This is a genomic window from Chryseobacterium sp. JAH, from assembly GCF_001507335.1.
Lineage (GTDB): Bacteria > Bacteroidota > Bacteroidia > Flavobacteriales > Weeksellaceae > Chryseobacterium.
The window spans coordinates 125,809-137,850 of record NZ_LMAH01000003.1 but is presented as its reverse complement, the minus strand read 5'-3'; the positions used below and the strand labels follow the sequence as shown (position 1 = coordinate 137,850).

The window sequence follows — 12,042 nt, the reverse complement described above, 5'->3', positions numbered from 1 at the left end:
GTGAAATGGGTTTATAGCAAATTTAAGCAAAATATATCAAATCCATCTGAAATAAAGAAATCGCCTGAAAGCGATTTCTTTATTATTTGAACCTTAGGATTAATCTCTGTTTTTGACCATCAGCCATCCTGAGAATTTGATAGGTGTTTTATTTTTATTGTTTTCGTTCCAGGTTACAGAATACCAATATGTTCCGGTAGGTACGTTCTTACCTCCTATTTTTCCGTCCCATGTGTAATTATTTGACTTGTCTGCCTGGTGAATTTTAGTGCCGTATCTGTCGTAAACGTTCAAGACTAAATTTCCTTTTCCTGAAAGTGCAGAATAATTAATGACATCATTAATACCATCTCCATTCGGAGTAATTACATTGACGATGTTAGGTACTACGATTGCCACTTCCATCGGAACGCAGTCATAAGAATCTTTTACATAAATAGTGTAATCTCCTCTTGAAAGCCCTGTGAACACATTAGAGTCTTGCCAATGTACATTGTCTAATGAGTACTGGTATGCCGGCGTACCGCCTACAACGTTTACCGAAATTGAGTTGTTGGTAATGTCAACACTTGAAACTACAGGCTGTTCAGTTGCATATACTTTTACTTTTTGAAGTGCTGTACAATCTCCTGTTTTAAGTTTTACCCAATAAGTTCCTACTCCAACGTTTGATATAGTCTGCGTTGTTGCTCCTGTGCTCCATTCGTATCCTGTAAATCCTGGCCCTGCATCTAAAGTTGTTTTGTCTTCAATACAGATAACTTTATCAATCAATACAGTAGAATACACTGGAGGAATAACAACTAAGGTAACTTTAGCTACGGTATAACATCCATCTCCACTTATTACTCTTACGTATACAACACCGTTTGGTGCAATATAATTATTGAAGTTTAGAATTTCATTGGTTTGGTTGACTGCATCAGTAGCAGACGGATAATATTTTTTAGTCGCTCCAATTAAAGTCGTAACATTTGCATTTGTTAGATTAAATAGACCTGTTGAAGGATTTGTTTCAATAAAACAAGCTCTTAGTGTAGCTTCTGTTACCACTACTACAGGATAGAAATTTAATTTTATCTCTGCTATATCTGTACATCCAAATTCAGAAGTCACCAAAACGAAAACCGACCCACCTGCTGATAAATATTGGTAAGGATTTGTAATCTCATTCGTATTGGCATTCAAATCAAACATTGAAGCGTAATACTTTTTCGTAGCAGTAGGCGAATTAATAACGTTAGCCGTTGTCAGATTAAAAACTGCAGTTCCTTCATTATTGTTGTTACACTCTGTGAGGGTGTCATCTGTAGCAACTATAGATCCGTCTTTAAATTTAAAATCACCTGTCTGTTTACACTTGTTGATAGGATTGTTCGGATTGGTAGGATCTGTGTAAGTGATACTGTAATAATATGTATCAGTAATATTTACTGAAACCGGAGTGGTGATAGGGTTGTCTCCTGTTAATAAATCGTTGGTGTTGTAATGATAGGAAACAGTGAAATTTGTATTGCCATTAATAATTGCAGGAGTTAATGAGCTGAAATCAAAAACTGCAGGATTGGTGCATACCACAACTTCATTTGGATCATTCGGATTTGCATTAGGAAGTCCAGGGGCAACAAAAGGGTTGGTAATCAATCCCGGATCATTAAATGGGGATGCTAATGTAGCGGTTCCTCCCCAAGTTAAAGTAAAACCATTAGCAGAACTTAAAAAGTTATCAATGACAAGATAATAAGTCTCTCCTGGAAGCACATTCATAGCGCTACTCCATTGAGCCTGAGCTCCTCCTCCTCCTCCGTTGGGGTTAGTTGCATCTGTAGCTAAACCAGTTGGTCCGTCTGCTCCCGAATAGTTACATCTGATAGGTGGCCCTAGACTACCACAGGCTTTATTAGGTCCGTAGACCCCAAAATCATAATCATCAGTAAATACATTCGGATTAATAGTGAAAGTCAAAGTTCCCCCAGTAGCGATAGTAAATGTATACCACACAGAAAAGTTTTCATCACTACTTAAACAGCCTCCAAGATCTTCCAATATATTACCTGGTCCTGTTGGGGTATATGATATTCCCGAGTTTCCGCAAACCGTAATTGCCGTGGGGCAGTCTGACTGTGCAGAGAATACTTGAGATAGAATTAATAAAAAAAGTAATAAAATTTTTTTCATTTTCGAAATTTTTTAAACAAATATATGAAAAATATTCACCTGAGGATTAATGTTTTAGGTTATATTTAAATAAACCAATGCGATATATTTTAATATTGCATTTTTCTCAGTTTAGGATTGGTAGATGCGACAATCAATGCGATGAGTAAAGTCATGCCACCGCCAAACACAACAGATCGTACAACTCCCATTAGTTTTGCTGCAAGTCCGCTCTCAAACTGTCCCATTTCGTTGCTAGACATAATGAAAATTGAATTGACACTAAGAACCCTGCCACGAATATGATCTGGCGTCTTTAATTGAACAATAGTTCCCCGGATAACTACAGAAATTCCGTCGAGCATTCCACTTAAAACCAAGAACATGAAAGAAAGCCAATAATAATGAGAAAGTCCGAAACCTATAATGCAAAGCCCAAATCCAGCCACTACAAAAAGCAAAACCTTTCCTTGATTTTTTCTTAAAGGAATAATAGAAAGAGCAGTGATAATAATCATTGAGCCAATATCTGAAGCAGCATTCAATAATCCTAAACCATTTGCCCCTGTTGCTAAAATGTCTGTTGCAAAAACAGGAATCATTGCCACAGCGCCACCAAAAAGTACAGCAAACATATCAAGACAAAGTGCGCCAAGTATCTCTTTAGTTTTTATAATATAAGAAAGTCCTTCTCGCATACTTTCTATAATTTTAATTTCATCTTTCTTGTGTTCAGAATACTGTCTGTTAAGTTTCCAGAAAAAAAAGGAGGCTATAATGATGTTGCATATTACGGCTACTATCGTCCATTTTATACCAAACCATTCAATTAAAAATCCTCCGGCAGCATGTCCGCAAACTGAAGAAATCAAGAATGTTGCTTGGTTTAAGGTTATTGCGTTTGGTAAATTGACCTTCTGAACAATCTTAGGAATCATTGAAGGAACAATAGGTCCAATAAATGCTCTCACAATTCCAGTGAAAAATATTACTCCGTAGATATAATAGGTGATTTCGTGTCCTGAAAAGTGCAGTTCAACATTAAAGAAAGCGGGAATCAGTAATAATCCGATCAGAAAAATATAAAGATACGTACAGATCAAGAGCAATTTCTTTTTTTCATTCATGTCGATCACATGTCCGGCGTACAAAGCGCAGCTCACTGCGGGAATCACCTCCGAAAGTCCTATTAGTCCTATCGAAAAAGGGTCTTTAGTTAATTGGTACACCCACCACCCTAATAAAGTGGCAAGCATCCTGAATGCTAAAACAATAAAAAATCTACCCGTAAGAAGATTTCTGAATTCTATATTTTCTAAGGTTTTAAGCGGGGTGAGAGAAATCATTTCGCAAAAATAGCCCTAAAAATTCATTTAGGGCTATCGTTATATTGTGTTTTTCAAGAGAAAATGCATATCTCTTCTGAAAGATATTGTCTATTTTAGTCAGCTCTCAGAGAACTGATAACAAGCGCAGCAACTCCTGCAGCTCCGATTACGGCAGCACCACCTACAACTCTTGCTTGTGATCTGTCTTTCACAGATGCAATATTGGATTTAGGAATCACAACTTCTGTACTATCTTTTTTGCCGGCAGTTCCGATGATGTTTTCACCACTGATGTTTCTAAAAAGTATTGTTTGTTTCTTAGATCCGTCTCTTGGCGTTACAACATATATTTTTCCTGCTTCAAGATTGGAATAATTGTTTGTTGAAATGTTTTCGCTGTACTTTGTGGTAGCACAAGATGAGATGACAAATAAACCTGTTAGTAAAGATGATTTTAAAAGTACAGATGCTTTCATTATTAAATTTTAGTTTTCCAAATTTATAATTTTTTTTGAATATATGTTTTCAGAATCCAAAAAATGTGACTAAATTTTTATAAATACATAGTTTTTACTGCCAGATTATTTTTTGAAGGATATTTTGATTCATTTTTTTTTAGATTCCCTTTCGCATGATGAAGATCATTGAGAAGTATAATGGTCAGAGATAACTGAAGTAAAGGTTGAGATTAGTATTGATCAGGTGTGAAAACTTCAGAAGTATCTCTGAGTACATTAATGAGAGCTACAGTAATTAAAGTGACTCCCGTTGCAGCACCGCCTGCAATTAGGACGGTTCCCGGAGTATTGTTTTTACGGATGCTATTGATATCATTTTTTGCAATCGCAAAAGGGAGATTTTTTCTACTTCCTTTAATACTGTCTTTCTCTACGGATGTGACTGTAAATGCTACTTTCTTTTTTTTTATTATCAAAAAAAGTGTATTTATTTCCGGCATTGATTTTATCGAAGTTACCCTGATTTTTTTCAGCAATATAGCTGGTTGAAAAGCAGGAAGCGAAACAAGACGTAATTAAGACTAAAAATAAAATTCTCATGTAATAATTTTTTTAAAAATACCTGTTTGTATGTAAATGCAAGTTAAATAACGTTCTTTGTTAAAATATCTGCAACTTTACGGTCATTAGCCAAACGCGGAGTTTTATTTTGTCCACCAAGCTTACCTTCAGATTTTGCATATTCCTGAAAAGCGTTTTTCGAAAGTTTACTAATCTTTAATTTCTGAAGAATGTTGCCCGAAATCAAGTCATCATAGTAAGTATTTCTTTTTCTAAGCTGATTATCAAGTTCATTTTTAAATAAATCTAAATCATCAGGTTCCTTTTCAAATTCAATAAACCATTCGTGGTAAGGAAGTTCATTTTGTGGATTGACCTGTGGTGCAAGGTGGAATTCTGTTATCTGCGCAGGGAATTTCTCTATAGTAGCTTTCATGGCTTCTTCAACTTCAAAGGCTATTACATGTTCACCAAAAGCTGAAGTGAAATGTTTTGTTCTTCCGCTTACCAAAATACGGTGTGGATTTTTATCGATAAATCTTACGACATCACCGATAGAATATGCCCATAGTCCTGAGTTGGTTGTTAAAATTAAAGCGTAATCCTTATTAAGTTCAATCTCCTTTAATGTCAATCTTGCCGCATCTGGCTTCCCATACTCTTCAAGCGGAATAAATTCATAAAAAATTCCATGGTTGGTCAAAAGCAAGAGTCCTTCTTTCGTGTAGTCATCCTGGAAAGCGAAAAAACCTTCTGAAGCAGGAAATGTCTGAACGATGTCAACCGTTCCGCCTAAAAGTTCCTCCATCTTTTCACGGTAAGGTTCATAATTGACGCCGCCGGTCACGATCAATTGAAGATTAGGAAAAAGCTGCGTGATTTTCTTGCCATTTTTCTCAATGAGCTTTTCAAAGTACATAATCAGCCACGGCGGAATTCCGGAAATCAAAGTCATGTTTTCTTTTTCCGTTTCTTCGACTATTTTGTCAACTTTTGCTTCCCAGTCTTCGATTAGGTTGGTTTCCCAACTTGGCAAACGATTTTTCTGAAGATAATTTGGGATATGATGCGCCACAATTCCTGAAAGTCTACCAGTTTTTATACCGAAAACTTCTTCCAACTCAGGACTTCCCTGCAGGAAAATTATTTTTCCATTCACAAAATCGGCGTTCCCTTTTTTTGAAATATAATGAAATAGAGCACTCTGCGCTCCAGCAACCTGATAAGGCATTCCTTCTTTTGAAATAGGAATATATTTTGAACCGGAAGTGGTGCCGGAAGTTTTGGCAAAATATTCGGGAGTTTCTGTCCAGAGAATGTTGCGCTGTCCTTTTTTTACTTTTTCGATGTATGGTTTAAGGTTTTCATAGTCTGCAACCAAGACATTTTTTTGAAAATCCTCTACAGAATTGATATTTTCAAACTGATGCTCTCTTCCAAAAAGTGTTTTTTCTGCAGTTTTTACCAATGATAAAAGTAGTTTATCCTGATTTTTTTCTGCATTTTGCTTAAAATCATTCGCTTTCTGAACATGTTTATTTGCCCAGACCAGTGCCACATTTTTTTTCAAGAAGTTTAACATGGTTCAAATTTATAAATAAGTATAGAATTCTATGAAATATATTAAGATTAAACTCAAAAAAAAACCGGCGAACAAAGTTCACCGGTTCTTCGAAATTTGATTATGAAAAAACAACATTTTTTAATGTTGATTATTTGTTCTCTTTATATCTTCTGTCTGGCGTACCGTCTTTTTTCAACTTTTGATTTTCTTTATATCTTCTATCAGGAGTTCCGTCTTTTTTTAGCTTAGCAGTTGGTTTAGCTGCTTCAGGTTTTATAGTTTTTACGGTTTTGGTTGTCTTCTGAGCTGTTGTTTTGGTTGCAGGGACAGCCTGTTGAGCATTAACAAGTCCCAATCCTAAAACGATTGACATTGCGGTGATAAATTTTTTCATTTGTAGGTATTTATTGTTTTTTGTGTAAGTAAATTTATGCAAAATCTTATTACGAAAATTAATATTTCGTGACTTAACTAAAGTTTATCACAGATTAAAAAAAGATTAAATCAGATTTTAAACATAAAAAAACCTGCTTCCTTAAAGAGAAACAGGTTTCAGATATGTATGAATAGTTATTATCTTGTACAGTTGGCTGTCCAGATTTTTCCATCCTTACCATATAAAATCTTCAATTCATTATTGTCGATTCTAATGTAAGAAGTTGCTGTAGAACCTACACTTACCAATACATTGTCTCCTTGCTTTTCAAATTCTACACCGTTCAAATCCGGGATGCTGTTTGAGAATGCAAAGTTATACTTCGTTCCACTGGCAATTTTTGTTACAAATACACTTCCGTCATTTGCTGATACAGTATTTGATCCGTCATTATAAGAGATGCTTCCCTTATATGTGCCTGCGAAGAAATCGTTATTTGCCGGATCGTCATCGTCGCTGCATGATGTGAATGAGATTGCCGTGAACATGACCAGCATAAAAACTCCTAAAATTTTGATTACATTTTTCATAATATTTAATATTTCGGTTTATTAAGATTAGACTTTTCAAACACTGTGCCGCGTATTAAAAAGTGAATTGTTTTTAACTTTTTTTTGGTTTTTTAATAAAAATTGTGATTTTAATTATGGTTGATGTTTCTTCATTTGATTATCTCAGTATATCGTAAAGAAAAAATAGCATTATCTTTGTAATGCTAAAACGGTTTCGGAATTCTCCCGAAATCGCTTTTGTCGTTGATATCTATATTATTTTTATGCACTTAAAAACCATAAAAGAAAGCTTTCTTCCGGATTTACTTAAAAAAGAGTTTGGAAAAGAAATTTTTATTCAGCTCGAGAACCATCAGCATCTTTCTGTGAAAGGAAGCGCCGGTTCTTCAGTTTCTATATTCACTGCCGAACTTTTTCTTACACAGAAAAAAACCATACTGTATCTTGTAGATGATAAAGAAGAGGCTTTATATGTAAATACAGAAATGGAAGATCTTTTGGGAAAAGAGAAAGTCCTGTATTTCCCTGCAACACATCTCGAGCCTTATCAAGTAGAGAAAACTCAGAATGCCAATCTCGTTTTGCGTACGGATGTTTTAAATAAAATAAATTCAGAAAAATCGCCAAAGATCATCGTTGCCTACATGGGAGCTCTTTCTGAAAAGGTTTTAAAGAAAGAAGATTTTAAAGCAATTTCTCATCATATAAAAGTTGGTGATCAGCTTGATTTTGATTTTGTGGACGAATTACTTTCGCATTACCAGTTTCAGCAAACTGATTTTGTGTCCGAACCAGGAGAATTTTCTGTACGTGGAGGGATTGTAGATGTTTTTTCTTATTCCAACGAGAAACCTTACCGAATTACTTTCTTTGGAAATGAAGTGGAAAATATAAAAACGTTCGATATCGAAACTCAGCTTTCGGTAGATAAAGTAAAAGATTTCCAGTTGGTTTCTAATATGAATTATTCTGTTTCGGGCAATCGTGTTTCTTTGCTGGAGCTTTTGCCGAAAGACAGTTTTGTTGTTTCTAAAAATGCTTTTGTAGGTTTAAATAAAGTCAGAGGTTTTTATGAAAAATCTTTAGAGAAATATGATACGGTAAGCAAAGATATTTCGCACAGAACTCCACAAGAATTGTTTATTTCTGATGAAGAGTTTCTGTTTGATTATAAGAAATTTAAAACCATAGATTTTAGTCCGCAGTCCATTGAAATATCAAATAGGATACAGGTCGAAATCAAACAGACGCAGCAGCCGTCTTTTCATAAAAATTTCGAATTGCTGATAGAAGATTTGGAAGAAAAGCAGCAGCAGGGTTTTGAAACCTGGATTTCTTTTTCTACCGATAAACAAAAGGAAAGACTAGAATCTATTTTTGAGGAATTAGAAAATCAACTGCCTTTTAAAAGTTTTAAATCTGAACTTCACGAAGGATTTGTAGATGCAGACCATAAAGTTTTGGTATATACTGACCACCAGATTTTTGACCGTTACCAAAGATATAAAGCTAAAAACACATTTGCCAAGTCGGAACAGCTGACTCTAAAAGATTTGATGTCTTTGAAAGTGGGAGATTACATCGCTCACATCGACCACGGAATCGGGAAATTCATGGGATTGGTAAAAGTAAACAACGATGGGAAAATTCAGGAATGTTTTAAACTGACGTACAAAAACGGAGACCTATTATATGTAAGTATTCATTCATTACATAAAATTTCAAAATACAATGGTCCTGACGGAAAAGAAGTGGTTTTAAGCAAACTTGGTTCGCCGGCCTGGAAATCATTAAAGCAGAAAACAAAAGCTAAAGTCAAGCAGATTGCTTTTGATTTAATAAAACTATACGCAGAAAGAAAAACGGCTAAGGGTTTCGCCTACACACCGGATTCTTATCTTCAGAATGAGTTGGAAGCAAGTTTTATCTACGAAGATACTCCGGACCAGGAAAAAGCAACCATTGATGTTAAAAACGATATGGAAGCAGATACGGTAATGGATCGTTTGGTCTGCGGTGACGTAGGATTTGGTAAAACAGAAGTTGCGATTCGTGCGGCATTTAAGGCTGCAACCGATGGGAAACAGGTTGCGATTCTGGTACCGACTACGATTTTGGCATTTCAACATTACCGAAGTTTTAAAGAGAGACTGAAAGATTTTCCTGTGAATATTTCTTATTTAAACAGATTCAGAACCGCAAAACAAAAATCTGAAACCATAGCAGGTTTAAAAGACGGAAAAGTAGACATCGTCATCGGCACCCACCAATTGGCTTCCGAAAAAGTGAAATTTAAAGATTTAGGTTTATTAATTATTGATGAAGAACATAAGTTTGGAGTTTCGGTAAAAGATAAATTAAAAACTTTAAAATCAAATATTGATACACTGACGCTAACAGCAACGCCGATTCCGCGAACTTTACAGTTTTCATTAATGGCTGCACGAGATTTATCGGTCATTAAAACCCCACCTCCAAACCGACAGCCTGTGGAAACACAGATGGTGGGTTTCAGTGAAGAAATTATTCGTGATGCGGTTTCTTATGAATTGCAGCGTGACGGACAGGTGTATTTTATCAACAACAGAGTTGAGAATCTGAAAGATATTGCGGGATTGATACAGAGGCTGGTTCCTGATGCAAGAGTGATCACCGGTCATGGACAAATGGAAGGCAAACAGCTTGAAAGAAACGTCCTTGACTTTATGGAAGGAAAATATGACGTTTTGGTTGCGACCACCATTGTTGAAAGTGGGGTAGACGTTCCTAATGCCAATACCATGTTTATCAATGATGCTCAGCGTTTCGGGATGGCAGATCTTCACCAGATGAGGGGAAGAGTTGGTAGAAGTAACAGAAAAGCTTTTTGTTACCTGATTACACCACCGTTGGATATGGTGACTTCAGATGCGAGAAAAAGGCTTGAAGCAATTGAGCAGTTCTCAGATTTGGGAAGTGGTTTTCAGATTGCGATGAAAGACCTGGAAATCCGGGGAGCAGGAGATTTATTAGGAGGCGAACAAAGCGGATTCATCAACGAAATGGGTTTTGAAACGTATCAGAAAATGATGCAGGAAGCTTTAGAAGAATTAAAAGACGATAAAGATTTTGAAAACTTGTTTGAAAATGAAGCAGACCGTCAAAAGTTATTTAAATCTGTAAAAGAAGTCAATATCGATACAGATCTTGAACTGATGTTACCGGATTCTTACATCTCAAGTACGGAAGAAAGGCTGCTTTTGTATCAAAAATTAGCAGAAATTGACAATGAAATTGATCTTCAGAAGTTTGAATCTGAATTGACAGACCGTTTTGGAGCTTTGCCTTCTGAAGCAATCAATTTATTAAAAAGTGTTGCTCTAAAATGGCTAGCTGCGGATATCGGTTTCGAAAAGATCGTCATGAAAAACGGAATTTTCCTCGGTTATTTCCCGAATAATCCGCAGGATAAATTTTATCAGACCGATAAATTCAGGCATATCATTACTTATCTAACTCAAAATCCTGCTAAAGCACAACTTAAAGAGAAAATTGGGAAGGAAGGGAATCAGCTGATGATGAGAAAAGATGGTGTGCAGAATGTGGATGAGGTGAATGTTTTATTAAAGTCTATTTTGACCAATTAAAGAAATGTAGGAATTTATATTCTTAAGTAGTAGTGAATTGAAATCTAAAAGCGGAAGTTTTTAGATTTTTTTTGTTAAATATTTAAAGTAAATCAGGGCATGTTGAAAAATAATTATATTTATCATTTAAAAAACTAAATCTATGACTATCAACAATTTTGTGAAAAGCAGAACACTCTTGCTTCTTAGTCTTATTTTCTCTGGCAATAATTCAACCGAAGATCCTACAATATTGGGTAATTACAATGCCTCTATGATACGATGAATTATCAGGTGTCGGATCAAACTCAGATTCAAAAATATATCTACAACGCATTGTAAATTAGTTGAAATAGTGCTTGATAATAATTAAATAAAATATGGTTGTGATTTACAATAATAGTGAATTTAGTTTTTTTAAATTATCATTGTTGGTACTCGTATCAATAATGATAATTTCGTGTCAAAAAGCAGAGCAAAAACCAGCCGGAATTGTATCAGAATTCACTACTGATTCTGAAGGATATTTTAAGGGTGTGATTAAACTGCAGGAGAAAGATATGTTAGGAACGTATTCTGACATTGTTTTAACCTTCAACGGAGATGATGTGAGACGAGAAGTGACAGAGAAGCTGTTCAAAAACATTTCATACGGAATGATTTACAAAAGAGGAAAAGATTCTGTATACTATTTTTACACAAAAGATCAGAAATCCTGGTACACCTCAATTTTGAAAAATGACTTCCAGCAATGGGTTCAGAAATTGGAAAAACCAACTGTTGATTCTGAAAATCCAGGCAGTACGACCCTGTCTGCGCAACCGCCATTTGGCGTTATTTTTGAGTATTTTAATACTTCTGATGCTATTACCAGTGTCAAAATTTCGCCTCTCAAAAATTATTCATCAGTAACGTGTCAGACTTTTTTGGTACCTGAAAGTAAATCATGTAATGTTTGGTACAGCGATGCTATCAAAATTCGTCCGGAAATTATGGAGATTATTGAACGTAATCAGCCGGTTTCTATTAAAACATTAGCGCTCCAAGTAGAATACTTCTCTCCAAAATCTACGGGTGAAAAGAATACTTTGGATAAAGCTGTCGATAAAATGAATAAAGTTCTTGTAAAAACTGATCATAAAATACATTTAGATGAAATTCGGTCCAACAGTAAAGTATTGATTGACCTGCCTGTAAACAGTGTGAAAATTTCTCCGCAGAAGATGAACGATATGATTAATCCTCCGGTTGAGTCAGAAGAAATTGGAGACCATCATCATGATATTTTCGATTAAAATTTCTGAGTTCAGTTGTTTAGTTGAATGTTATTTCTTTTAAATCTTACTCCCAATCATCTTTGCAAAAAGATGTTTTTTTTTGATGATAAATTAGTCGTATTTACGGTTTTAGATTTTTATGTT

9 protein-coding genes are annotated in these 12,042 nt (G+C 35.2%); 2 read left to right on the top strand and 7 right to left on the bottom strand.

Annotated elements, in window-relative coordinates; translation table 11 throughout:
* Window positions 1–99: 99 nt before the first annotated feature.
* The 7 genes from AR685_RS07765 to AR685_RS07735 all read right to left on the bottom strand — a co-directional run bounded on the left by AR685_RS07765 (window position 100) and on the right by AR685_RS07735 (window position 7,034).
* The gene (locus tag AR685_RS07765; RefSeq protein WP_059124225.1) at window positions 100–2,178 is read right to left on the bottom strand and encodes a T9SS type B sorting domain-containing protein; all 2,079 of its coding nucleotides are present in this window, start codon (window positions 2,176–2,178) and stop codon (window positions 100–102) included.
* A gap of 89 nt (window positions 2,179–2,267) precedes the next feature.
* On the bottom strand, window positions 2,268–3,503 hold the full coding sequence (locus AR685_RS07760; protein ID WP_059124224.1) for an MFS transporter: 1,236 nt from the start codon (window positions 3,501–3,503) through the stop codon (window positions 2,268–2,270).
* A gap of 95 nt (window positions 3,504–3,598) precedes the next feature.
* Complete coding sequence (locus AR685_RS07755) at window positions 3,599–3,961, bottom strand: hypothetical protein (protein ID WP_047443126.1); 363 nt, start codon at window positions 3,959–3,961, stop codon at window positions 3,599–3,601.
* A gap of 212 nt (window positions 3,962–4,173) precedes the next feature.
* The gene (locus AR685_RS07750; RefSeq protein ID WP_131777604.1) at window positions 4,174–4,419 is read right to left on the bottom strand and encodes a hypothetical protein; all 246 of its coding nucleotides are present in this window, start codon (window positions 4,417–4,419) and stop codon (window positions 4,174–4,176) included.
* Between the two features lie 167 nt (window positions 4,420–4,586).
* Entirely contained in the window at window positions 4,587–6,086 is a 1,500-nt protein-coding gene (locus tag AR685_RS07745) for a GH3 auxin-responsive promoter family protein (protein WP_047443124.1), read from the bottom strand.
* Between the two features lie 130 nt (window positions 6,087–6,216).
* Complete coding sequence (locus tag AR685_RS07740) at window positions 6,217–6,462, bottom strand: hypothetical protein (protein ID WP_047443123.1); 246 nt, start codon at window positions 6,460–6,462, stop codon at window positions 6,217–6,219.
* 179 nt (window positions 6,463–6,641) lie between these two features.
* On the bottom strand, window positions 6,642–7,034 hold the full coding sequence (locus tag AR685_RS07735) for a hypothetical protein (RefSeq protein ID WP_047443122.1): 393 nt from the start codon (window positions 7,032–7,034) through the stop codon (window positions 6,642–6,644).
* A gap of 245 nt (window positions 7,035–7,279) precedes the next feature.
* Here AR685_RS07735 and mfd point away from each other — a divergent pair, with 245 nt between their 5' ends.
* Both mfd and AR685_RS07725 read left to right on the top strand, forming a co-directional pair.
* Complete coding sequence (gene mfd, locus AR685_RS07730; RefSeq protein ID WP_059124222.1) at window positions 7,280–10,642, top strand: transcription-repair coupling factor; 3,363 nt, start codon at window positions 7,280–7,282, stop codon at window positions 10,640–10,642.
* A 428-nt stretch (window positions 10,643–11,070) separates the two neighbouring features.
* The gene (locus tag AR685_RS07725) at window positions 11,071–11,916 is read left to right on the top strand and encodes a hypothetical protein (protein ID WP_059124221.1); all 846 of its coding nucleotides are present in this window, start codon (window positions 11,071–11,073) and stop codon (window positions 11,914–11,916) included.
* The last annotated feature ends 126 nt before the right edge of the window (window positions 11,917–12,042 follow it).

Bases quoted from the DNA above. Each gene is read 5' to 3' on its own strand.
- AR685_RS07765 (WP_059124225.1), bottom strand. From the start codon at position 2,178: ATGAAAAAAATTTTATTACTTTTTTTATTAATTCTATCTCAAGTATTC.
- AR685_RS07760 (WP_059124224.1), bottom strand. From the start codon at position 3,503: ATGATTTCTCTCACCCCGCTTAAAACCTTAGAAAATATAGAATTCAGA.
- AR685_RS07755 (WP_047443126.1), bottom strand. From the start codon at position 3,961: ATGAAAGCATCTGTACTTTTAAAATCATCTTTACTAACAGGTTTATTT.
- AR685_RS07745 (WP_047443124.1), bottom strand. From the start codon at position 6,086: ATGTTAAACTTCTTGAAAAAAAATGTGGCACTGGTCTGGGCAAATAAA.
- AR685_RS07740 (WP_047443123.1), bottom strand. From the start codon at position 6,462: ATGAAAAAATTTATCACCGCAATGTCAATCGTTTTAGGATTGGGACTT.
- AR685_RS07735 (WP_047443122.1), bottom strand. From the start codon at position 7,034: ATGAAAAATGTAATCAAAATTTTAGGAGTTTTTATGCTGGTCATGTTC.
- mfd (WP_059124222.1), top strand. From the start codon at position 7,280: ATGCACTTAAAAACCATAAAAGAAAGCTTTCTTCCGGATTTACTTAAA.
- AR685_RS07725 (WP_059124221.1), top strand. From the start codon at position 11,071: ATGATAATTTCGTGTCAAAAAGCAGAGCAAAAACCAGCCGGAATTGTA.